Origin of the sequence: Acinetobacter sp. (assembly GCF_041919735.1) — a bacterium.
GTDB lineage: Bacteria > Pseudomonadota > Gammaproteobacteria > Pseudomonadales > Moraxellaceae > Acinetobacter.
In genome coordinates this window covers 67,179-91,862 of the sequence record NZ_JAYRTF010000011.1, presented here as the reverse complement: position 1 = coordinate 91,862, position 24,684 = coordinate 67,179, and the positions used below count along the sequence as shown (strand labels likewise).

Here is a 24,684-nt window from a genome sequence, read left to right as displayed (position 1 = left end):
AAATAACATCGGTGCAGCTGCAGGATGAAAAGATCACAGCCGCATCAGCAAATACCGAAAAGATTTAGCCGCAGTTTTGACCGATCTATATAAGGATACCGAGATGATCAAGAAAACTTTAGCCACCGCGCTTTTTTGCAGCGCTTTATCCTTCAGCAGTTTCAGTTTTGCAAATACGCTGGAACATAATATGAAGGCGCTTGGAAAAAACTTTAAAGCCTTTAATCAAGCGGAAAATCAAAAAGATGCACTGCTGGCGCTGGATCAGATGAAGGCTGCTGCGGTCGATGCCAAACAGACAAAACTGAAAACCAAAGATGCAAAAGTGCCAAGTTCAGATGTTCTCTTTGATCAGCTGGCTGCGGAAATTGATAAAACCCGCGCATTGGTGCAGGCGGGTCAATTGGAACAAGCCAAAGCGGAAGGCAAAAAAATTGCGGCCATTAAAGACCAAGGCCATTCTATCTATAAGAAGCATTAAATTGCATGCCCAAGCTTGAATGCGTGGGCAGCATTCATTGCAAAAAAAGCCAGCGCGGATGCGCTGGCTTTTTAATATTGGGCTGATTTAGAGCGAAGCTTGATAAGCCTGCGCCTCTTCTTCGGCGCGCTGCATGGCTTCTTTCATATTGAAGATTGCATTTTCCAGATCTTTCAAGGTTTTGGCATTGCCGCCGCTCAGCGCTTGACGCCATTTGCGTGCGCCCGGCAAGTTTTGGAACAGGCCTAAAATATGGCGGGTAATAATGGACAGCGGCGCGCCCTCGGCCAAGCGCTGCGCAATGTACGGCAGCATTTGATCGAGAATGTCAAAACGGTTTGGCGCTTCCAAATGCCACAATTGCCCCAATTCTGCCAGCAGGTAAGGATTGTGATAGGCTTCGCGGCCAATCATCACGCCATCCACATGTTTTAAATGTGCTTGCGTTTCCGCCAAGGTTTTCACGCCGCCATTGATTTCAATCAGCAGGTTCGGACGATCCTGTTTCAGGCGGTAAACATCTTCATAGCGCAGCGGCGGGATATCGCGGTTTTCTTTCGGCGATAAGCCTTTGAGCAGGGCAATGCGCGCATGCACAATAAAATTGTCACAGCCGGTTTTCGCTACCGTATCGACAAAATGCAGCATTTCTTCATAAGAGTGCATGTCATCAATGCCGATGCGGTGTTTCACTGTCACAGGAATATCCACGGCATTGCGCATTTCGGCAATGCATTCGGCGACAAGATCCGGCTCCGCCATGAGGCAGGCGCCGATTTTATTGTTCTGCACGCGGTCACTTGGGCAGCCGACGTTTAAGTTGACTTCGTCATAGCCCCAGTCTTGCGCCATTTTAGTACAGAGCGCTAAATCTTGAGGATTTGAGCCGCCCAGCTGCAAAACAATCGGGTGTTCTTCTTGATTGAAATCTAAATGGCGTTTGGCATCGCCATGAATAATCGCGCCAGTGGTGACCATTTCTGTGTAGAGAATGGCATTGGGGTTGAACAGACGGGCAAAAAAACGGTAATCCTTTGTGGTCCAATCCATCATCGGCGCTACACTGATTCGCGGAGATTGAGTGTTTTCAATGGTTTTGCAGTCAGTCATTAAAAAATCATACCTTTCATCTGTATTCCGCAGTCTGCGGGAATCTGTGCGCGCCTGTATTGAGGCGGGTTAATCAGTTTGCATTTACACCAGTTTTGATAGCCGAAACGGTGTATGGCGTAAATAATCGGGCAAGTCCTGCAGGGAAAAGCGCAGATGGCAAGATCCGCTGCTGTGCCGCTATTCGTATCTACCGCAAGGATTGTCCTGTTGGCTTTGAAGATAAAAAATTTCATTCAAAGCAATTGGCTTCAGGAAAGAGACGCCGCAATTCAAGAAAATCCAGATATTTTGCTTGGCAAAGAAAAGCGGATGGATCTGACTTGATCAGATGCCGTAGATCAATATTTGGATGAAACTGGGAGCGGATACGGAAGGACGAAACGCTATTCTCTGCTCTTAATTTAATCAAGGAGCCGCCAATCGCGCGCAATATTACCACAAAAATAAAATCAGTACATTTGGCCGGGCGCGCTGCTTGAAGAAAGGGGAGAAATTGCTCACCTGGGATGAGAGCCTGAAAATAAGGCTTTAAGTCATGAAAGAATATCCATAAATCCAGCGGCAGAAGAATAAAAACCGCCATCATTTTTAAGCTGTTTCCTCCGTTGATCAATGAGCAAAGCGAAATTTTTACGCTTTTTTTACGCGGCCTCCCAAGTTGTGGATAGAGACTTTACGGCCTTATTTTTCATACTGGATCGTGGAATATCCCAGTGTTTAGGATGGAAAAGATGAGTGCGGTCATTCAAGCGCATCAGCAGGTACAGCATCCAAAAAAATGCGTTGTACAAAACAATCAAAATGAACGTTATTTCAATAGCCGCAAACCGCTTTCAGCTCTGAAACAGAGGAGTGAAATGTCATGTTAGAGTTTGCTTTGCTTTTAGCCATCGTCATTGTTTTGGCTTATCCCTTGGGCAAATACCTCGCAGCGGTCATGCGCAACCGCGAGATGAAAATTGATCCGCTATTCAATTGGATTGAAAAGCCCATTTACGCGGTTTTAGGAACCAATCCCAAACAGGGGATGAATGTCAAAACCTATTCGCTCAGTTTTGTCATGAGCTGTGCGGTGATCGGTTTGGTGACTTGGGTTTTATTCATGGTTCAAGCCAATCTGCCGCTGAATCCAAACCATGCACCGAATATGTCATGGGATTTGGCGCTGCATACCATGATTTCGTTTCTGACCAATACCAACCAGCAGCACTATTCAGGACAGGCGCAACTGTCTTATTTATCGCAAATGGTCGGCATTGTCGGCTTACAGATCATCACGCCGATGATGGGGCTGGCGATGGTGGTGGCCACAGTTCGGGCATTGTTCTATAAACAATCCAATGTGCTTGCTGAAACTGATCAACAGACCAGCTTTAAGCATAAAGTGCAGCAAATTAATGTCGGCAACTATTGGGCCGATGTGATTCGCCCGACGTTCCGCTTTCTGATTCCTTTATGCATGGTTTGGTCATTATTGCTCACCAGTCAAGGCGTGCCATCGACTTTTCAAGGCGGCCCAGAAGTTCAAGTCATTGACAAAACTTCGGAATTAACAACGCAAAAAATACCGTTAGGCCCTGTTGCACCCATGGTGGCGATTAAGCAATTGGGCAGCAATGGCGGCGGCTGGTATGGCCCGAACAGCAGTGTGCCTTTGGAAAATCCGACTCCATTATCTAACTTTTTGGAAATGCTTGCGATTTTACTGATTCCTGTTTCGGTGATTTTTATGCTGGGCTTTTTCACCAAACGCGCCAAATTCGCAGGCTTTGTCTTTGCTTCAATGCTGCTGATGTCAATCATTTCTGCGGCCAGCGCCATCTGGTCGGAAAGCCTTTCATCGACGTCGACACTGCTTTCCGCCATGGAAGGCAAGGAAGTGCGTTTTGGCGAGGCATCATCTGCCTTGTGGTCAGCGCTCACCACCCAAGTCAATAACGGCTCAGTGGATATGATGCACGACTCATCTTCGCCGCTCACAGGCATGGTGCAATTGTCCAATATGCTGATCAATGCCATTTGGGGCGGGATTGGCTGCGGTTTGCAGCAATTCATTATTTATTTATTTTTAGCGGTCTTTATTGCCGGCTTAATGACCGGCCGTACCCCAGAATTATTTGGCCGCAAAATTGAAGCCGGTGAAATCAAGCTGCTCGCGGTGGTGATTTTGATTCAACCCATCGTCATTCTTGGCTTAACCGCAATAACCGTATTTTTCCCTGAATTGACGGGCAACAGCAATCCGCAATACCACGGCATTTCTCAAGTGCTGTACGAATATGTCTCTGCATTTGCCAACAACGGCTCAGGCTTTGAGGGGCTGGCAGACAATACCGTGTGGTGGAATGTTACGTGCAGTATCGCTTTATTGCTCGGCCGTTTCCCGACCTTGATTATTCCTTTAATCATCGCTGCACGTTTAGCCGCCAAACGCCAAGCGCCTGAAAGCAGCGGCAGTTTAAAAGTTGAAACGCCAACATTCGCACTGACGTTAATCGCCATCGTCGTGATGTTGACCTTATTGCAATTTATGCCAGTCCTGGTCTTGGGGCCAATCGCTGATCATCTGTTATTGGTTCAAGGTTAAGGGTGAGTACAATGAATCATTCAAAACACACTGTTCAAACACAGCAAAACACCATTGCTTCAACCCTATTTCAAGCTGAAGCATGGAAAAATGCCTTTATTAAACTGCTGCCGCAGCATGTGATTAAAAATCCAGTGATGGCTATCGTTTGGCTTGGCACGCTGATTACCCTGATCAGTACAATTTTGGGCCAAGCCAGTCTGGTTTTCGGCTTATTGGTGACGCTGATTTTATTTGTGACGGTTCTCTTTGCCAATTATGCTGAAGCGGTTGCCGAAGCCAAAGGCCGCGGACAAGCGTCATCCCTGCGCCAAGCGCGTCAGAATCTGACGGCGCGCCGTATCCATTCTCAAGATGATGTGGACGGGGTGCAGATTTCAGCGGCTGAATTGAAAATGCATGACTTGATTGAAGTGCGTGCAGGGGAATTGATTCCTGCAGATGGTGAGATCATTCAGGGTTTTGCCACGATCAATGAAGCTGCGGTAACAGGTGAATCTGCGCCGGTACTGCGTGAAGCCGGCACGGATAAATCTGGGGTAATTGGCGGAACCAAAGTCTTAACCGACCGCATCATCGTGCAAGTAACGGCAGAAGCGGGAAATAGCTTTCTCGACCGAATGATTGCTTTGGTCGAAGGCTCAAACCGTCAAAAAACACCGAATGAAATCGCCTTGGGTATTTTACTGACCGTGATGACCGTGACTTTTATTATCGTTGTGGTCAGCCTGCCGTTGATTGGACATTTCCTGCAGATTGAAATCAGTCCGATTTTATTGGTAGCGCTATTGGTCTGCTTAATTCCAACCACCATTGGCGGTTTGTTGCCTGCGATTGGGATTGCAGGAATGAACAGAGCGCTCAAAGCCAATGTGATTGCCAAATCAGGCAAGGCGGTTGAAGTTGCAGGCGATGTCGATGTCTTGCTGCTCGATAAAACCGGAACCATTACCTATGGTGACCGTCAGGCGACCGCTTTTTATCCCTTAACAGGAGTGACGGAGTCGGAACTTCGCCAAGCGGCGGTACTGACTTCTTTGGCCGATCCAACCCCTGAAGGTAAATCGGTGGTGGCGTTGGCCAAAGAGCAGGGTGAAAGAGTAGCCGAGCCTGAACAGGCAGAATTTATCGCTTTTAATGCGTCAACACGCATTTCAGGGCTGAACTTGGCGGATGGTCATCAAGTACGTAAAGGCGCGATGGATGCCATTCTTAAATTCGCTTCGCAAAATCTTGAAAATCATGCCGAACTGAAAGCACGTGTAGAACAGGTCGCTTCAAAAGGGGCAACGCCGCTGGTGGTGGCTAAAGACCATCATCTGCTGGGGGTGATTGAACTGTCCGATGTGATTAAGCAAGGCATTAAAGAAAAATTTGCGCGTTTGCGTGAAATGGGCATTAAAACCGTGATGGTGACTGGAGATAATCTGCTGACAGCAGCGGCCATCGCGGCCGAAGCCGGTGTGGATGACTATATCGCTGAAGCAAAACCTGAAGATAAACTCACATGCATTCGAACCGAGCAAAACAAAGGACATTTGGTGGCGATGGTCGGTGACGGCACCAATGATGCGCCGGCGTTGGCGCAAGCAGACATCGGCTTGGCCATGAACTCGGGAACGCAAGCGGCGAAAGAAGCCGGCAATATGGTGGATTTAGACTCTGATCCGACCAAGTTGCTGTCGGTGGTTGAAATTGGCAAACAGCAGCTGATTACCCGCGGCGCATTAACCACATTTTCCTTGGCGAATGATGTATCGAAATATTTTGCCATTTTGCCAGCATTGTTCGTGGCGGCAATTCCGCAAATGCATGTGTTGAATGTCATGCAATTGGGCAGTTCTGAAAGCGCCATTCTGTCTGCGCTGATCTTTAATGCGATCATCATACCTCTGCTGATACCGATTGCACTGCGCGGTGTGAAGTTCAAACCCTCGACATCCACCCAATTGTTGCGCCGCAACATGCTGATTTATGGCGTGGGCGGGGTGTTGCTGCCGTTTATTGCTATTAAAGCGATTGATCTGCTGATCAGCCCAATCTTGGCCCTATAATTTTTTGAGGATGACAAAATGAATATGCAAAATCATCAATTGGCGGACTCATCATGGGGGGAGAAACTGCGCGCTTCGTTTGGATTAACAATCATGGCTCTAGGCTTATGCGGCTTTGTATACAGTGCTGCTGCAACCGGCTTAGGACAAATGCTCTTTCCTGAACAAGCCAGCGGCAGCTTGATTGTCGAAAATAACCAAGTGATCGGTTCACGCTTAGTGGCGCAGCCCTTTGCCCAAGTTCAATATTTCCATCCGCGCCCATCTGTCGCGAATTATGATCCCATGGCGATGGCCGGAAGCAACATGGCGAGAACCAATCCTGAACTGCAGAAAGTCATAGCGGCGCGGCTGAATCAAATTTCAGCGCAGGAACAGATTGAAAAATCTAAAATCCCTGCGGATCTGGTCACGGCTTCAGGCAGCGGCATCGACCCTGAAATTAGCGTGCAATCTGCGATGATTCAAATGAAGCGCATTGCCCATGCACGGCATATGCCTGAGCAAGAGGTCGAAAAATTGATTCAGGAACATACGGTGCAGCCGACTTTGGGGATTTTAGGACAGGCGCGTGTCAATGTGCTTGAATTGAATTTGGCTTTGGATCGGGGCGGAAAATGATATGAATGGCTTGATGATTAAAATACAGTGATTGAACACTATTGAATAATCTGCATTAAGTTATATACGATTGTTGGGCGAGGAGGATGTCCTATACCTCTGCCCAACGGCGGCATTAAAATGAATTTTAAAAACATATTTTAAAGCAATACATAAAGATTACTTCTATGACTGATCAACGAACCAACAAAGCCGATGTTTTGTTGCAGCATACCCAGCGTTATCAGTCTGGGCGGCTGACGATTTTTTTAGGCGCAGCTCCGGGTGTGGGGAAAACCTTTGCCATGCTGGTTCGCGCGCATGAGCTGGCGCTGCAGGGCATCAATATCGTCATTGGCTATGTCGAAACGCATGGCCGTAAAGAAACTGAAAATTTAATTGCCGGTTTAGTGGTTATTCCGCGTAAGACGATTGAATATCAAGGGCAGCATCTGGAGGAAATGAATCTGGATGCCGTTTTGGAAAAAAAGCCCAGTATTGTTTTGGTGGATGAATTTGCCCACACCAATATGCCCGGCAGCCGCCATGAGAAACGCTGGCAAGACATCAACGAATTATTGGATGCCGGTATTGATGTTTTTACCACCATGAACATTCAGCATTTGGAAAGTTTGAATGATGTGGTGTATCAAATTACCGGGATTCGTGTCACTGAAACCGTGCCAGACCGGGTATTTGAACGGATTCGTGATATCCGCTTGATTGACTTGCCTGTGAATGAGCTGCTGGAGCGCTTAAATCAAGGCAAAGTGTATGTGCCTGAGCAGGCGGAACAGGCCTTGCAGCGGTTTTTCAACAGTTCAAATTTAACGGCCCTGCGTGAACTGGCGATGCAGACCGTGGCCAACTATGTGGATAATGATGTCCGCGAAAATTTTGCGATTCAGGGGCTTGCTCAGATTCCCTTAAAAAATCATGTCTTGATTATGGTTGATGGCAAAGGGCATTCTGAAGCTTTGGTTCGGACTGGATGCCGTATTGCCGAGCATCGTGCGGCGAATTGGACGGTCGTCGCCTTTTCTCATGATACGCAAATCTCGAATAAACAGGAAAACTCGCAAAGCCGTGAAATAGAACGGGCTTTAAACTTAACGCGTCAAATGGGCGGCATGACCGAAGTTCTTCACGGCCAGCAGCATGCAAAAACGTTATTTGATTATGTGATGGACCGCGGTATTTCAACCTTGGTTTTAGCGCAAGCGGCTCCGCAAAAGTTTTCGCTGAATTTAAGGCCCAATTTAATTGATCAATTGCTGCAATATCAGCCCAGTTTTGAACTCAGTATTGTACCGATTATTGCAGAGAACAAGCATCAGTCCGTTTTCACTCAAAGGGCATTCCTGTCGCTGAGGGAAATACAGTATGTGCTGGCCACCACGGTTATCAGCATTGTGATTGCCAGTTTAGGAGAAAAGTATTTAGGAATTGAAGACCTTTCGGTGATTTTTATTACCGCTGTGGTTTTTGTGGCATCAAAAACCCGGATGCTGGCTGCGGCTTTTTCCGCCATCCTGTTCTTTTTAGCCTATAATTTTTTCTTTATTTCCCCACAGTTTACATTTCAGATTTCTGCACATCAGGGGGTTGTCACCGTGGTTGCCTTTTTGGGTGCGGCTTTAATTTCGAGCCGATTGGCGTCACGCTTGAAAGAACAGGTGACCGCGCTTAGAACGGCGAACAGCTATAACAGCATTATGCAGGATTTGGGGCAGAAGCTGTCCACGGCATTAGATTTGGTGCAAATACAGGAAATTGCTGAGCATAGCCTAAGTAAAAATCTCAATGCAGATGTCTGGCTGTATTTTCCAGATGCTGCAGCAATTCAAACGTCATCCCATATCATCAGTGATAAAGAAAAAATTTCGGCCGATTGGACATTTAAAAACCATCAGCCATCTGGCCGTTTTACCCAAACCTTGACGGAAAATGAGTGGTGGTTTTTACCCTTATTGGCTTCCAAGCAATGTTTAGGCGTGGTGGGATTGAAACTGAAAGATGTGCAAACGGTGATTAATACGGAGCAAAAACAGCTCGCTGAACTCATGGTGGAGTATCTTGCGCAGGCGATTTCCCGTACCCAGCTCACCAAGGCTCTGGAAATAGCCAATGTGAATTCTGAAACGGAAAAATTGCGTTCAGCGCTTTTATCTTCCGTATCGCACGATTTACGTTCGCCTTTGGCGTCGATGATTGGCGCCGCGGACACCTTGAGCACTTACCGCCATTCCATGGATGAAAAAGATCAAAATGATTTATTAGAAGCCATTCATTTAGAGGGAGAGCGTTTAGACCGCTATATTCAAAACCTACTGGATATGACTCGTTTAGGCCATGAAGGCTTAAGCCTGAAGCGGGACTGGATTGGGGTCGATGAACTGATCGGTTCAGCTGTGCGCCGTTTAAACCGTTATATGCCAGACGCATTGGTTGAAGTGCATGCGCCGCAAGAATCTTTGAGCCTATTTGTACATGCCGCCTTGATTGAACAGGCCATTTTTAATGTGCTGGAAAATGCCGCGAAATTTTCACCGGAGCATAAAGCCGTGATGATTGATGTGCAGCAGCTGAATGAAAATGAGATCGAAATTGCCATTACTGATCAGGGGCAGGGCATCCCAGAGGATGAGCGGGAACGCATTTTTGACATGTTTTATACCATGCAGCGCGGTGACCGTGGGCAATATGGCACAGGCCTGGGCCTGACGATTGTGAAAGCGATTGTGGGTGCGCATATGGGGAAAATCATGGCATCATCAGGCAAGAACAATCAAGGAACATGTATCCGCATACAGCTTCCTATTCAGCAAATTGCTTAAAGCATCTAGCGGATTTCAGGGGGAAAAATGCCAGAACAGAATGAATCAGCCAGTTCCATGACCAATGTCTTGATCATTGATGATGAAAATCAGATCCGAAAATTCTTGGATATTGCACTCAGGGCGCAGGGCTATAAAACGCTTTTGGCTGAAAATGGCCAAAAAGGCTTGGAGCTCTTGGCCTTGCAAGGTGCAGATTTAGTGATCCTTGATTTGGGTTTGCCGGATTTGGACGGTTATGAGGTTTTATCTGAGCTGCGCGCATGGTCGCACGTTCCCGTGATGGTGCTGTCCGTGCGTTCAAATGAAGAAGAAAAAGTGAAGCTGCTGGATGCCGGCGCAAATGATTATGTGACCAAGCCATTCAGCATACAGGAGCTTATGGCTCGCCTGCGCGTACTGCTGAGGCAGCATCAGCATAGCGCTGTTGAGGCTGTTATTTTTGATGATGGCGCATTAAAAATAGATTTTTCCAAGCGGCAGGTTTTTTTGAATCAGCAATTGCTTTCTTTAACACGCAAAGAATATCAGCTGCTGAGTTTATTAGCGAAAAATAAAGGCCAATTGATTACCCAGCCGCAAATATTGAAAGAGCTGTGGGGGCCAACGCATCAGGAAGATACGCATTATTTGCGGATACTGGTGGCTAAATTAAGAGTGAAGCTGAATGATAATGCTGTACAGCCTAAATATATTATTACTGAGCCGGGTGTTGGTTTAAGGTTTTTGAATGTTTATTAATATTAAATAGGTTATGTATTTTATATAAAACATTTTAATTTTCGTGCTTTAAATTATTTTAAGTTGATTTATTTATAATTTGGATGATTTAAAAAACAATAAAATTGAATGCTTATTCTTTACGGTTTATTTACGTTACATCCGGCGGAACTTGTTTTATTTTGATCTTTGTCAATATTTAACAGGACAAAATAATGAGTCATTTACTCATGGCTGGACATAATATCGCTGACGAAGAAACCGTTCCAGAATCCATGCCATCTGCGCGGCAAGGCTGCAATATTGACGATATTCTATTTTTAGAAGAAATCGAAAATTATTTGCAGCGCTATCCCAATACCCGTCATGTTGAGATTTGCCTGCACGATCTGAATGGCCATGTCCGCGGCAAGCGCATAGATATTGCCGGTCTAAAAAATATTGCGCAAGGCAGTTATTTCCCGCTGTCTATTTATGCCATGAGTCTGGATGGCGAAGTGATTGAAGAATCGGGTTTAGGAAAATCGATCGGCGAGCCAGATTATTTATGCAAGCCGGTATTGGGAAGCCTGCAGCCCTGCGCTTTCAATCTAGAGTCCAATGCGCAGTTATTCCTGAGCATGAAAGATGATGATTATCAGGATTGCCAAGTTGAACCACGCAATATTTTAAAAAAAAGTTTAAGAGCGCTGCATGATCAAAACTTTTATCCCTGCATGGCCGCAGAACTGGAATTTTATTTATTGGACAGCAATGAGGCAGCAGGCTCCGATCAGAGCTATTTAAATCAATGCTTTGATGTCAATGCGCAAGATAAATATCAAGACGTTCTCGATGAAATTGAACGGATTGCCCTGTTGCAGGGGATTCAGATTACCGGTTGGGTCTCGGAATCATCTTCCGGGCAATATGAAATTAATGTCCAGCATAGCGGCGATATTCTGAAGCTCTGCGATCAGATCATGATGTTAAAGCGCACTATTAAGCAAGTCGCCGTAAAATATGGGCTGCATGCAAGCTTTTTGGCCAAGCCGGATCTGCATAAAGCGGGCAGCGGCATGCACTTTCACATGAGTCTGTTAAATCAAGATCAGCAGAATATTTTCAGCACGAAGCAGAATCCTTTACCGTCACGGCAATTATTAAAGGCGATCAGCGGGCTGATTGTCTTGCTGCCACCGTCCATGGCCGTGCTTGCCCCGAATGTAAACTCATTCCGCCGGTTTAAAGCTGGAAACCATGTGCCTTTAGAAGCCAATTGGGGCGTGAATAACCGCAATACAGCCATCCGCATACCCTGTGCTGACCGTGAAAATCAGCGCTTGGAATACCGTGTTGCAGGTGCGGATTGCAATCCCTATTTAACTGCAGCCCTGATCCTGATCGGCACGCTGCATGGGTTGACACAGAATCTGGAAATTCCGCAGCAAGCCGCTCACATCAAAGCCAAAGATCAGCCGCTCTTTTTAAGTACAAATCAGCTGGATGCTTTAGCGCTTTTTCACCGGAATGCGGTTTTGCAAAAACATCTCGGCAAAAGATTTATGGAATTATGGTGTGCGGTGAAACATGCGGAGCATCAGCAGATGTATAGCCAAATCACTTTGATGGAACAGCATTGGGATATTTAGCTGCATAACAATGTATAACACGATATTTCTGCAGAGCATGCCGAAAATCGGCAGCGCAATGAAGCGTTGCATTTAAAATTTCGCATTTAAAATGTTGTGTGCAGAAAATAGATGCAGACGTTTTAATGCGGATCTGCTGAACAGATCATTAATAATCATGCATCAAAACTATGAAAAAAATAATCCGCGCGGTTAAAAAAAATTCTTTTAATCAGCATGAGATCGAGCTTTGATTTAAATCATGAAAATAAAATAAAAAGGCCAATAGTGTTATTGATACTATTGGCCTTTAAGTTTTTAAGAAGATAAAAAATTAAAAAATGAATTTTAAAAAAGAGGGGCTTTTAAAAAGATTTGCTCAGCGTAAATACAGCGGCCGTTTTTACTCCTTTTTTATTTTCATCTGTCAGGCCTTCGGTTTTTAAATTGCTGCCAACCGCTGCTAATTCGGCATTGATTCCCAGCGGCGCATAGCGGTAAGTTGCGCCTATTTTCCAATCAAAAAAATGGTCTTCCGCCTCAGTACCATAAATCTCCTGATTTGCTTTGGAGTAGCCTAGGCTGGCATTTGCGCCAAAATTCGTTTGGGCAATCGGGGCGGCATACAAGAGATTAAAGTACCAGTTAGAGATATCTTTCCCTATGCTGTCACTGGCGGCTTTTCCGCCATAGTGATCGGTATAGCTTATGCTTGGGGTAAAGCTGTCGTTTTGAAGCAGCAACGTATTGAAAATTATTTTGAAATAATATTCATTATAATTTAAATCGCGGTTGCCGATGTAATTGTAGCGCAGCATGCCAAGATCGACTGCAGGCTGAATTGAGCCTAGCGTGATTGGCGCTGTATAGCCGATTTGAGGATCCAGTTCCAAATGCGCTTCGTCATCAAAATTAACATTCGATGCAAATGCAGCAAGATAAAAGCCGGAAGCATGGCTTAAAACAAAGTTTCCCTGCAAGGCTGGATCATTCTGGGTTTGCGTTTGGCCGCGCCAGCGGTAGTCGCTGGTCAGCGACACATTGCCGGAAAAGCTTAAATCGGCGGGTGCGGCATGCTCTGAAGCGATGGCATAACTTGAGGTAAGCGGTATCAGGCAAAACAATAGATGGTGCAGATTTTTCATAGCATCTTTGAATCAATAGTCAGTGAAGTGATGTATGTTAGGTTTTAATTTATTGATATATAATAAAATTGTCGTAAATTTTGCGTAAAATCAGCATAAAAATAAGCCTTGTATTTTGAATAAATAAAAAGCCGGCGGGCTGATCGGACCGCATTAAAGGGATGACCGCTTGCGGCGAGATGAAGAAGATTGCTCAGGGAGAGGTGATTCAGCATGGATAGCGATTTACGAAGCCCGCAGCTAAGTTTCTGATTAAAAACTGCAAATAAAAATGCGCCGCAAGAATAGCTGAACAACATGGATTAGCGAATAAGAGCGGATGTCTAAGCCGGTTTGCCTAATAGTGATCATGGGTGAATCTTATTGGGAAAGCAGTCTGCAAGACAAATAAAAAAGCCCCATTAGGGCTTTTTTATTTCCAGCGGAGGATCAAGGCTGCAGCTTAATTGGACTGCCGCCTAAAGCCTGCATCAAAGTGACATAAGCATTGTATTGGCTTTGCTTGGTTTGCACTAAAGACAGCCGTGCGTCACGTGTGGTTTTTTGCGCATCAAGCAGGTTTTTCAATGCAATCGCGCCATTGCGGTAACGCACTTCAGTCAAGCGTTCCGTCTTTTCCGCCAGCTGCACATTGCGCTCTTCCAGCGCAACCTGCCGGTCTAATTCCGTCCGGTTGGACAGCGCATTTTCAACATCGGCAAAAGCCTGATACAAGGTTTGGCGGTATTGAATAATGGCTTTTTCATAATCCAGATCACTGATCGCCAAATCTTTTTTCATGTCGTTATATTGCAAAAACGGCAGGCTTAAGCTTGCACCCAGCGCCAAGGCTGGATTCTGCAGCAATTGCGTTAAAGAGGTGCTGGAAGAGCCTAAGGATCCTGTAAGGCTGATGGAGGGATAATAGCTGGCTTTGGCGGCATCTTTATTGGCTAAAGTTTTGCGCAGGCGCAGTTCGCTGGCCTGCAAATCTGGACGCCGTGACAGCAGGTCTGCAGGCAGGCCCGCTGCAATAACCGGCATGGCAATGCGCGGCAGGCGCTGCGGCTCAGCAATATTCAGCTGCTGCACCGGCTCGTGCAGTAGCACAGCCAAGGCGGTGCGGGTTTCAACTTTCTGCTGCTCAATTTGGCTCAAGGCCGCTTTCTGGCTTTGCACAGACTGCTCGGCAGACGTCAGGTCTAAACCGGACACTGCGCCCGCTTTATACTGCACTTTGACCAAGTCATAGGTTTTTTGCGTGCTGGCCAGATTCTGCTGTGCCACGCTGTAGCGCTCATTTAAATAACCCAGCTGCCAATATAGATTGGCTGCCGTAGCAATCAGGCTTTGCGCTGTGGCTTGCAAATCCTGCGCAGTGGCTTGCGCTTCCCATTTTGCCGCTTCGGTTTGACTGGACAGCTTGCCGAACAAATCCAGCTCATAGCTGACGCCTGCACTCAATGACACGCTTTTTGATGAATCATCGCCGGAGTTTAAATCAATACTGTGTCCCGCCGACGCGCTGGAACTGACGCGCGGGCCTTGCTGGTCTTGCGCCAGGCCTGCCTGCAGGCGGGCTTGGCGCAGATTAATGCCGGCAACCGCCAAGTCTGAATTTGCAGCCAGAACTTGGCTGATCAGCAGGTTCAGCTGCGCATCATTAAACAGCGTCCACCATTGATCGGCATAAGCATCGGCATGAATCTTTTGATTGGCCGCTTTGCTGTTTTGAAAGCTGCTGGGCATATTCACTGCGGGCTGTTCGTATGGCGTGCGCACCATGGCTGCACAGCCCACCAAGCTGCTGCTGAGAACCAAGGCGCTTGCAAGCTTCGTAAAATTCATTTGCATCTTTATTTCCTTATTCTCGAGACAGGGCATCAACAGGATTCAGCTGCGCGGCATTGCGGGCCGGAATAAAGCCGAAAACGATGCCGATCATGCTGGAGCAGACAAAGGCGGCCACTATCGATGTGGTTGAATAGGCCATTTGGAAGGTGTCTCCGGCAAAATGGCTGATAATCTGTCCAATGCCTAAAGACAGCAGCACGCCCAAGATGCCGCCTAAGATGCACACCAGCACCGCTTCAATCAGGAACTGCTGCAGGATATCGCTTTGCCGTGCGCCCACCGCCATGCGCACCCCGATTTCCTGAGTGCGTTCAGTCACCGAAACCAGCATGATATTCATCACGCCAATCCCGCCGACGACCAAGGAAATGACTGCAATCGCAGAAACCAGCAAGGTCATGGTCTGCGTGGTTTGCTGAATGGTTTCACGGATGCTGTCGGAGTTTTGGGTAAAGACATCCTGTGCGCCATGACGCTGCACCAGCAGATTCAAAATCGCGTTTTCAGCTGCGGCACTTGGATATTCATCTTTAATACGGACAATAATGCTTCGTACATTGGATTGACCGAGCATTCGACTCATTACGGTGGAGTAGGGCAAATACACATTCAGACTGTCTGAATTACCCATCATGCTTTTTTGTTCTTCAATTACACCAATGATACGACTCGGCACACTGCCCAATAGAATCACTTGGCCGACAGGGTTGGTGCCATCAGCAAAGAAGGTGTTTTTGGTGTTGTTATCAATCACCACATCTTGAGCTTGTTCAGTCACACTTTCTTTGTCAAAGGGCTGCCCAGCGGCGAAATTCATCCCCCTGACGTAAAAGAAGTCTTCGCTGACACCGTTGACCGTTGCAGAGGCTTCGGTATCTTTGAAGCGCGCTGTGACATTGCTGCTGACCGTCGGGCTGACGCCATCGACATAAGGCTGTTCGGAGAGGGCAAGGCTGTCTGCGGGCACCAAGGTTTTATATTGCGCAGTTTTGGAATTGTCGCCGAAACCGCGTCCTTGATAGACCGTAATGGTATTGGTGCCGAGGCTGCTGATATTTTCCAGAATCTGCTTTTGCGAACCGTTGCCCAGCGCCACCACAGAAACGACAGAGGCGATACCGATGATGATGCCCAGCATGGTCAGAAAGGTGCGCATGCGGTGCGCATTCATGGCCAGCAGCGCCATGCGGAAAGCTTCGCTTAAACGGTCGACAGCAGAGCGCCAAGCGGGCGTATGTTTTTGAACAGCAGGTTCCAGCTCCTGTTTTTGCAGGACTTCACCATCTATTTCAGGCACATTTTCCCGGTCAGAAATAATGTTGCCGTCGCTGATTTCAATAATCCGCGACGCATTTTTTGCGACATTATGATCGTGCGTGACCAAAATAATGGTATGGCCTTTGGCATTCAGTTCACGCAAGATGCGCATCACTTCAATGCCGCTGTTTTTGTCCAAGGCGCCTGTCGGCTCATCGGCTAAAATCACATCGCCGCCATTCATCAGCGCACGGGCAATCGAGACCCGCTGCTGCTGGCCGCCCGACAGCTGGCTGGGGCGGTTTTGGGTTTTTTCGCCCAATCCCAGATCAGTCAGCAGCGCTTTAGCGCGCTGCTGACGTTCAGATGCATCCACACCGGCATAGATGGCCGGAACTTCGACGTTGCCGGCGGCATTTAAGTCGCCAAGCAAATGATAGCGCTGGAAAATAAAGCCAAAATATTCACGGCGCAGCTGCGCCAGTTCGTCGGCTTCTAATTCGCGGGTTTCCCGGCCTTTGACTTTATAGCTGCCGCTGGAGGGCTGATCAAGGCAGCCGAGAATATTCATTAAAGTGGACTTGCCTGAGCCGGACTGGCCGACAATGGCTACCAATTCTCCGGGGTAAATCGACAGATTGACCCCTTTTAAAATCTGAACCGTGCTTTCGCCTGCAGGGAATTCACGTGTCAGATCTTTGACCTCGAGCAGAGGCTGCTGATGTTGACTCATGCTTATATTCTCATTGGGCCGCCGCGGTTGCTGCGTTTTGCAGCGTTATTGCTGGTGTCGGAACCGTCAGCAATCACCACTTGATCACCTTGCTTCAGGCCTTTCAGCACTTGCGCAGTGACACGGTTATTCAGGCCGATCAGCACCGGCTGCGGTTTGGCTGTGCCGTCTGGCTGAATGACGCGGACCATCGCCATAGAGGCTTTGCCTTGCTTGATTAATGATTTTTCGGCATCAGACAGTTCTAAGCGTTTTGGACGGCTGGCTTTGGCCGGACCCCTGCTTGCCGCCTGGCTTGCTGTGCCTTCGCTGCCGCTGGCATCCGTTTTATTTTTACGCTCTGGACGGTTCGAGGTTTGAATCGCCGCAGCTGGAATGGTCAGCGTATTCTGCGCCTCATCCAAAATGATGTAGACCTGAGCGGTCATATCGATGCGCAGTTTGCCGTCTTCATTCGGCACATCAAACAAGGCATTGTAATACACCGCTGTGCTGCTGGATGAGGTCGAATTATTGCTGGTTTCATTGTTGATTGACGATGGTGCCGGCTCAACTTGACGCAGCTCGGCATAGTGTTTGGTTTCGCTGTCGCCGAGCGTAGTGAAATAGACGCGCTGGCCTTTTTCGACTTTCATGACATCAGCTTCAGAAATTTCAGCTTTGATGGTCATGGTGTCCAGTTTCGCCAGCTTCACAATGGTGGGCGCGCTTTGGTTGGCGTTTACGGTTTGACCTTCTTCCGTCACGATCGCTACGATGGTGCCGTCCATTGGGGCGACAATTTGGGTATAGCCTAAATCTTCTTTTGCGGTGGCTAAGGTGAGGCGAGACTGTTCAATCTGCGCATTGATGGCGTCAATATCCGCCTGCGCTGTTTTAAAGCTGGCCAAGGCTGATTCCAATTCAGCGCGTGAAGTGGCATCTTGCGCATACATGGCTTTTTGGCGGTGATATTCAGCTTCAACTTTGGCTAAATTGGCATTTTTAACCGCCAGCTGCGCCTGCTGATTCTTGATGCTGGCTTCAGCGGTTTTCAGATCATTTTGCTGACGGACAGAATCAATTTGCGCAATCAGCTGGCCTTGCTTTACAGAGTCGCCCAGCTGCACATACATTTTTTTGACCTGACCGGAGACCTGCGCGCCGACGCTGACCATTTTCGTCGCTTCCAGCACCCCTGTGGCTAATACGGAGTTTTCTAAATTGCCGCGGGAAACTTCAGCGGTAATATACTGCGGCTGCTCTTGCTTCGGTTTGAAAAAATACCAAGCGGTCAATGCAATCGCCAGCGTGCAGACCACTGCAATCAAAATCTTCGTTGGTTTTATTTTTGGCATTATCGTCGCGCATCAAGAATGGAGTTTAGCGATTATAAATTCTAAATGCGGATAAATCGTGAATTTTTTATACAATAATAAATGATAATTATTCTTCTTTAAGGAGTTGCCGATATGCTGCTCTGGAATGCCAGCCGAGGAGGAAGCGCATTTCATGCTGTGCCGGGCAGATTCAATCTTAAATGAGAGCATCCTCTGCTAAAAAGCAGTGAATATACTGCCTGTTTGATTTTTTGTTTATATAGTTTGTTGATTTATATTGGAAATCATGCATTTTGAAGTTTTGATGAATTTATTTAATAAGTCTGCGGTTTTGCTCTAGATTTATACAAAAAAAATAGCTAAGATCGAAAACCATAATTTTTTTATGGGTTTAATAAAAAAGTGAAGGCGCCATGAAGGCGCGGCACAATTTAAGATGAAAATAGGACAGGGGATTCTAAATGGAATGGAATGAAGACTACAATATTGGCATTGATGTCATCGATAATCAGCATCGCCAAATATTAGATTATATCAATGCGCTGGAAACTATTCGTGCGAGCGGCGAACGCGATAAAATTCAAGAAGTCCTGGATGATCTGATTGATTATACGCAATCACACTTCAGCTTCGAAGAGAACTTATTAGCGCAGGTGCATTATCAATATCTGCCGTCACATCGCGGGATTCATGAGCATTTTGTCAAACGTCTGAATGAATATCGGGCCAAATTTGAACAAGGCATTTCTGTGGAACAGGATTTGTACCGCTTATTGTCGAAATGGCTAATTAACCATATTCAGCACGATGACCAAGATTACGTGGATTCTGTCCGTGACAATATGCTGCATTATTTGCGTGCGCAGGAGCAGAAAAAAGGTAAAAGCTGGTTTGCCCGTTTCTTCAGTTAAGCTGTTGCCGCTGAAAATAAGCTTTTACCGCACATTTGCGCAATGGCCTGCAGCACCAGATGTTCTGGATTTTCATCGCCTAAGCCTTTAATTGCGGCATCAATCCGCAGCAGCAGGGCAGGCCACAGCAAAAAGCTGTTTGCATTCAAGCGGCGCAAAGCTTGCTGATAAAGGCCGACTTTATTTTTCCAGATTCCCAGCTGCAGTGCATTCTGCGGCTGTTCAAACAGCTGCATCAGCAGGCGCATTTCTTTGCTGATGCTCCACAGCATCAGCGACATCGGTTCACCGGAAGCAATTAAATACTGGAAAATCTTCACAGACTGCGCCAAATTGCCTTGCAGCAAGGCGTCAATCATATCATATGTGGTGTAGCGCGACTGATCCTGCAGGCAGGAATACAGATGGTCAATCTGGATGATGTCTACATCTGAAAAGGTGTCACTGACCCGCATCAGGCTGTTCTTGGCCGCCAGCAGGTTGTGTTCATGGTGCTGCTCCAGCCATTGCCACGCATCATTGGCCAGTTTAATGCCCAGTTTCTGCGCTTCGGCTGCTAAAATCTGCTGGCGGTCTTTCGGGTAATTGGCCGTTAAGGCGACATTGACGCCATTGGCATCAATAACCTGAAAAAAAGCGGTTTTTAAGCTGCTGGCATCCTGCTTCGGCATCACGATCAGCAGCAGGTTCTGCTCATTGTGCTGCAGGTAGCTTTTCAGCTCTTTCAATCCATTGGCATCCGGCTTGATGTTGCCGTGCACTTCAATCGCCAGCTGGCTGGAAAACAGTGATAGGCTGTTCAGCGCATGGAAGACATTTTTCCATTCACTGACGCTGCTGATGTCATAGCGCTGCCGCTCGATGTCCTGCTTTTGCCAGCTGGCGCGAAAAGCATCCACCAGATTTTGTTCCAGCAGCGGTTCTTGGCCATGCAATACCCAAACGCCGCGGGCTTCATCTACACGTTTCAGTGCTTGCAGGTAATCGAGCTTCATTCTATTGATTCAGTTTATTCAGCAGCAGCTTCAGATGCAGGCGCTTCCGCTTGAGGTGCAGCCGTGCGCTGAATGGCAGGCGGCAGGCGGTTGGATGAAATCTGACGGGCAATCTGCTGCGCGACATCATCAATAATCACTTTATTCAAGAAGACCTGTTCCTGATCATCGGTGTTGACTGTCGCCACATCATATTGATAAGTGCGGGTCGCCATAACGGTGCGCGGCTCAGTCACTGGGTTGCCTTGCGCATCTTCAATGCGGAACGTCACGTTCAGGCGCAGCAGGGTTTCCACCAGCTTGCCGTTCAGCTCCATGCGGCGCGGCGTATAGTCGAGAATGCGCAGGGTATAGGCTTGAGCGTCATTGCCGACTTTGATGCCAGCTGCGCCTAAATAGATATTCAGTTTTTCTTCAAGTTCTTCGGTATCTTTCGGCAAAGCCAGTTTCATGTTGGCATAAGTCACAGGCGCAACATTCGGATTGGTGCCTTTTAAATGGAAGCCGCAGCCTGTCAATCCTGCACCTAGGCCCAAGGTTAATACGATTGCAGCAGCGCGATGAACCAAATGCATGCGGTATCCTCTGATAAATGTTCTCTAGGCTTTCGATGGCCTGAGATGAATATTGTTGTGTTCAATGCATGGGATTGTAAAGTCAAAGCCCGCTGACTGGCAACGGGCTTTGTTTGGGAATTGTTTATTCCTTTTAATTCCCCTCTTTCGTAAAGAGGGGTTAGGGGAGATTTTTAATAAAATCCCTCCAAACCTCCCTTTATAAAAGGGAGGCTTAAAGGCATTAAACCACCAAATTCACTAATTTATTCGGCACGACAATTTCTTTCTTGGTTGGGCCAGTCAAGAATTGCTGCACTTCAGGCAATGCTTTGGCTTGTGCAAGAATCTCATCCTTAGAGGCATCGACAGACACTTCCAATTTGCCGCGCAGCTTGCCGTTGACTTGCACCACAATGGTTTGCGTATTGCGTGTCAGAGCAGATTCATCCACTTGCGGGAAGAGGGCATCAGTCAGCTCAATCCCGAATTTAGCCAATAAAGTCTGGCTTAAATGCGGCGCGAATGGAGCTAACAGTGTCAGAAGGGTGATGATTGATTCACGCGCAACCGCCACGTCATTGTCATCTTTCGCTTCAAACTTGTTGTTGGCATTCAGCAGCTCCATCAATGCGGCAATCGCGGTATTGAATGCATGGCGGCGCTCAATGTCATCACCCACTTTTTGGATGGTTTCATGGGTTTTGCGGCGCAAGTCTTGCGCTTCAGCAGACAGTTTTGCTGTGTCAATCGCTGATGCAGCATTGCCTTTTTCAAGGAAGCCTGCAGTCAAGCGCCAAACGCGTTTCAAGAAACGGTTCGAACCTTCAACACCGGCATCTGACCATTCAAGTGATTGATCTGGCGGCGCAGCAAACATCATGAACACACGTGCAGTATCTGCGCCGTATTGGTCAATAATCGATTGCGGGTCGATACCGTTGTTTTTCGACTTCGACATTTTTTCTTGACCGCCCACAGTCACTTCCTGTCCATCACCTTGGTATTTGGCAGAAGTAATGCGGCCTTTTTCGTCGCGCTCAAGATCGATGTCAGCAGGGTTGAACCAAGTTTTCTTGCCAGACTCAGATTCACGGTAATAGGTATCTGCCAGCACCATGCCTTGGGTCAGCAAGTTGGTGAATGGTTCATTGCCTTGAACGACGCCTTCATCACGCATCAATTTGTGGAAGAAACGCGCATACAGTAAATGCAGAATCGCGTGTTCTACACCGCCAATGTATTGGTTTACAGGCAGCCAAGTTTGACCCGCTTCAGGTTTCACCATGCCGCCAGTAAAGTCTGGAGATGCATAGCGTGCATAGTACCAAGATGATTCTACGAAGGTATCCAGCGTATCGGTTTCACGGCGCGCTTCGCCGCCGCAGCATGGGCACGTGGTTTGATAGAACTCTGGCATCTTGTTCAGCGGGTTGCCTGAACCGTCTGGAACCACATCGGTCGGCAATACCACTGGCAATTGATCTTCTGGAACCGGCACTTGGCCGCATTTTTCACAGTTGATCATTGGGATTGGACAGCCCCAGTAACGCTGGCGGGATACGCCCCAGTCACGTAAACGGAATTGAACTTTAGAGCTGGCTAAACCAGTTGGTTCCAATTTGGCAAGGAACGCATCATAAGCGCCTTGCAAATCCAAGCCGTCAAATTCGCCGGAGTTGACCAATTTGCCGTCTTTTGAGCCGTACCATTCCTGCCATTGGCTTGCATCAAAATCGCTATCGTCTGCGCCTTTAGCATCAATCACTTGCTTAATGGTCAAGCCGTATTTATTGGCAAATTCGAAGTCACGTTCATCGTGTGAAGGCACTGCCATCACCGCACCTGAACCGTAAGACATCAGCACGTAGTTGGCAATCCAAACAGGCACTTCTTCGCCAGTCACCGGATGCTTCACAGACAGGCCAGTCGCCATGCCTTTTTTCTCTGCAGTGGCCAAATCCGCTTCGGCAACAGAACCCATGCGGCATTCTTCAATAAATGCTTTCAACTCAGGGGTTGATTCAGCCGCTTTTAACGCCATCGGATGTTCTGCTGCAACCGCAACATAAGTCACACCCATTAAAGTGTCGGCGCGTGTCGTAAATACGGTTAAGCCGTCTGCATATACGTCAGGATTGGCTGAAGGGAAAGTAATGTCCATCCCTTGTGAGCGGCCAATCCAGTTGCGCTGCATGGTCAGCACTTGCTGCGGCCAGCCGTCTTTTAATGTTTCTAAATCGTCCAGCAACTCTTGCGCATAGTCGGTAATGCGGAAGTAGTACATTGGAATATCACGTTTTTCAACCAATGCGCCTGAACGCCAGCCGCGGCCGTTTTCAACCTGTTCATTCGCCAAAACGGTTTGATCGACAGGATCCCAGTTCACGGTAGAAAGCTTGCGGTAGATCAGGCCTTTCTTATACAGCTGAACGAATAGCCATTGTTCCCAGCGGTAGTATTCAGGGGTGCAAGTGGCAAATTCACGGTCCCAATCGACAGACAGGCCCAATTTTTTCAATTGGTCACGCATGTAGGCGATATTTTCGAACGTCCATTTTGCCGGAGCGACTTGATGCGCAATGGCCGCGTTTTCAGCCGGCAGGCCGAAAGCATCCCAGCCCATCGGCTGCAATACGGTTTCGCCTTTTAAACGGTGGAAACGGCTGATCACATCGCCAATGGTGTAGTTACGCACATGACCCATATGCAGTTTGCCGCTTGGATAAGGGAACATTGAGAGGATATAGCGGCGCGGCCCCTCTATTTGGTCGGCAACTTTAAAGGCTTTGCGAGTTTCCCAATCCTGCTGGACTGTCGGTTCAATCGCACTGGCTTGATATTCTGGGTCAATGTGAGTAGTCATAAACGTAAATTTAAAATAATAACGGTTGAAAAAAGTTTGTGGTACAGCATAGCGCAAAATACACCTATAGTGAATTTTGCGCCGCGCTTTTATTTAATTCAGCGTTGAAGGCTGAAAAGAATGAAAAGAGATCATTCTTTGATGAGATGCTGCAACTATCTGGCTGCTGGTGTTTGGGAGGGATGGGCAGATTTGTTTTCTTGCACAGCAGGTTCTGGAGCTGCTTTTTCCGTCTCTTTAGCGGTGTTTTCAGCTGCAGGGCTGGCGTTGTTTTCCGCAGCGGCGGCAGGCGCAGCCGATGAATTTTTCCAGCCGTACGTTGCTACTTTGCCTTTTTTCTTGGCAGTATTTGGCGGCGGTGTGGCGGTGTAGTGGGTTGAACCTTTGGCATCGACCCATTTATAAAAGTTTTGCGCGAAGCTGTTTTGCGCACTGAAAAATAGCGCTAGCGCTGCAAAGGCGCTCCCCAATTTAGCGGCTGATATTTTCATGATCAGTTTTTCCTGAATTGTCTCTAAAAAGCAGTTTTGCAACTGCATTCAGGCTGAAATTTTGCGCTTTTTTTCTTGCGGACGCTATTTATTTTTAGTGCTGAGGCGATGTGCGGAATCAGGCTCCATCTGCTGGGCAAAATAGAATGGATTTGATGTATTTTGAAGCAGCTGAATTACTCTATCCAGTCAATGGCGGTGCTGAAAATACGCCGCAAGTAGTTCAGGGAGGAATTATTAATTAAATTTACTTATCTAATATATAAAATAATTTTATGTCTTAAGGTTTTTTCCCAGCAAGTTCAAAGCCCAAGGCGGCAAGGGCAGAATATCCAAAGCTTAAAAATTAGACGGTCTGTAAATAAACAGGAAAAAGCTAATTTTTAAACTTGACTTTAGTGGTCGAAACCACAAAAATGCTGTCTTTAGTTTTATATGTCTTAGATCGATCACCCTTCGAATTAAGTGCATTTTAGCAATGGACATCTTCTCTAGCCGAGAAGTTGAACAAAGCCAACAAAATATGTTTATCCCAACATGTTTTAGACCCCATATTGCTCAAACAGCAAGCAGGTCAG

Annotated in this window: 17 protein-coding genes and 1 pseudogene; 9 read left to right on the top strand and 9 right to left on the bottom strand. The window is 47.2% G+C overall.

Annotation, left to right across the window (positions count from 1 at the left end):
* The first annotated feature begins 103 nt into the window (after positions 1-103).
* Positions 104-481, top strand: coding sequence for a cytochrome b562 (locus ACE3T3_RS08505; protein WP_374665928.1), 378 nt, complete (start codon positions 104-106; stop codon positions 479-481).
* 87 nt (positions 482-568) lie between these two features.
* On the opposite strand, the gene dusA is transcribed toward ACE3T3_RS08505, so the two are convergent.
* Complete coding sequence (dusA, locus tag ACE3T3_RS08500; protein ID WP_374665926.1) at positions 569-1,591, bottom strand: tRNA dihydrouridine(20/20a) synthase DusA; 1,023 nt, start codon at positions 1,589-1,591, stop codon at positions 569-571.
* A gap of 110 nt (positions 1,592-1,701) precedes the next feature.
* On the opposite strand from dusA, the pseudogene ACE3T3_RS08495 reads away from it, so the two are divergent.
* The 7 genes and pseudogenes from ACE3T3_RS08495 to ACE3T3_RS08465 all read left to right on the top strand — a co-directional run.
* A pseudogene (locus tag ACE3T3_RS08495) lies at positions 1,702-2,070 on the top strand (integrase); the annotation flags it as partial.
* A gap of 386 nt (positions 2,071-2,456) precedes the next feature.
* Positions 2,457-4,181 carry a potassium-transporting ATPase subunit KdpA gene (gene kdpA / locus ACE3T3_RS08490; RefSeq protein WP_374665924.1) on the top strand — a complete coding sequence of 575 codons (1,725 nt, stop codon included), beginning with the start codon at positions 2,457-2,459 and terminating at the stop codon, positions 4,179-4,181.
* Between the two features lie 11 nt (positions 4,182-4,192).
* Entirely contained in the window at positions 4,193-6,235 is a 2,043-nt protein-coding gene (kdpB, locus tag ACE3T3_RS08485; protein WP_374665922.1) for a potassium-transporting ATPase subunit KdpB, read from the top strand.
* Positions 6,236-6,253: 18 nt separating this feature from the next.
* On the top strand, positions 6,254-6,856 hold the full coding sequence (kdpC, locus tag ACE3T3_RS08480) for a potassium-transporting ATPase subunit KdpC (protein ID WP_374665920.1): 603 nt from the start codon (positions 6,254-6,256) through the stop codon (positions 6,854-6,856).
* Positions 6,857-7,023: 167 nt separating this feature from the next.
* Positions 7,024-9,672, top strand: coding sequence for an ATP-binding protein (locus ACE3T3_RS08475; RefSeq protein ID WP_374665918.1), 2,649 nt, complete (start codon positions 7,024-7,026; stop codon positions 9,670-9,672).
* A gap of 27 nt (positions 9,673-9,699) precedes the next feature.
* A complete protein-coding gene (locus tag ACE3T3_RS08470) occupies positions 9,700-10,413 on the top strand; it encodes a response regulator (RefSeq protein ID WP_374665916.1) in 714 nt (237 codons plus the stop codon).
* Between the two features lie 194 nt (positions 10,414-10,607).
* On the top strand, positions 10,608-12,023 hold the full coding sequence (locus tag ACE3T3_RS08465; protein WP_374665914.1) for a glutamine synthetase family protein: 1,416 nt from the start codon (positions 10,608-10,610) through the stop codon (positions 12,021-12,023).
* 344 nt (positions 12,024-12,367) lie between these two features.
* Here the strand turns inward: ACE3T3_RS08465 and ACE3T3_RS08460 are convergent, their stop codons facing one another.
* The 4 genes from ACE3T3_RS08460 to ACE3T3_RS08445 all read right to left on the bottom strand — a co-directional run bounded on the left by ACE3T3_RS08460 (position 12,368) and on the right by ACE3T3_RS08445 (position 18,307).
* Positions 12,368-13,147 carry a TorF family putative porin gene (locus tag ACE3T3_RS08460; protein WP_374665912.1) on the bottom strand — a complete coding sequence of 260 codons (780 nt, stop codon included), beginning with the start codon at positions 13,145-13,147 and terminating at the stop codon, positions 12,368-12,370.
* Positions 13,148-13,576: 429 nt separating this feature from the next.
* Positions 13,577-14,980, bottom strand: coding sequence for an efflux transporter outer membrane subunit (locus ACE3T3_RS08455; protein ID WP_374665910.1), 1,404 nt, complete (start codon positions 14,978-14,980; stop codon positions 13,577-13,579).
* 10 nt (positions 14,981-14,990) lie between these two features.
* Positions 14,991-16,970: a MacB family efflux pump subunit gene (locus ACE3T3_RS08450; RefSeq protein ID WP_374665908.1), complete on the bottom strand. Its 1,980-nt coding sequence runs from the start codon at positions 16,968-16,970 to the stop codon at positions 14,991-14,993.
* Positions 16,971-16,972: 2 nt separating this feature from the next.
* Entirely contained in the window at positions 16,973-18,307 is a 1,335-nt protein-coding gene (locus ACE3T3_RS08445; protein WP_374665906.1) for a MacA family efflux pump subunit, read from the bottom strand.
* A 443-nt stretch (positions 18,308-18,750) separates the two neighbouring features.
* On the opposite strand from ACE3T3_RS08445, the gene ACE3T3_RS08440 reads away from it, so the two are divergent.
* Positions 18,751-19,200: a bacteriohemerythrin gene (locus ACE3T3_RS08440; protein ID WP_374665904.1), complete on the top strand. Its 450-nt coding sequence runs from the start codon at positions 18,751-18,753 to the stop codon at positions 19,198-19,200.
* Here ACE3T3_RS08440 and holA read toward each other — a convergent pair.
* The 4 genes from holA to ACE3T3_RS08420 form a co-directional block, all read right to left on the bottom strand.
* Positions 19,197-20,195 (bottom strand): DNA polymerase III subunit delta, encoded by a 999-nt coding sequence (gene holA / locus ACE3T3_RS08435; protein ID WP_374665902.1) that lies wholly within the window; start codon positions 20,193-20,195, stop codon positions 19,197-19,199. The two genes, ACE3T3_RS08440 and holA, sit on opposite strands and share 4 nt — an antisense overlap.
* Positions 20,196-20,209: 14 nt before the next feature.
* On the bottom strand, positions 20,210-20,770 hold the full coding sequence (locus ACE3T3_RS08430) for a hypothetical protein (RefSeq protein WP_374665900.1): 561 nt from the start codon (positions 20,768-20,770) through the stop codon (positions 20,210-20,212).
* A 223-nt stretch (positions 20,771-20,993) separates the two neighbouring features.
* Positions 20,994-23,615, bottom strand: coding sequence for a leucine--tRNA ligase (gene leuS, locus ACE3T3_RS08425; RefSeq protein ID WP_374665898.1), 2,622 nt, complete (start codon positions 23,613-23,615; stop codon positions 20,994-20,996).
* 155 nt (positions 23,616-23,770) lie between these two features.
* Complete coding sequence (locus tag ACE3T3_RS08420) at positions 23,771-24,106, bottom strand: DUF4124 domain-containing protein (RefSeq protein ID WP_374665896.1); 336 nt, start codon at positions 24,104-24,106, stop codon at positions 23,771-23,773.
* Between the last annotated feature and the right edge of the window lie 578 nt (positions 24,107-24,684).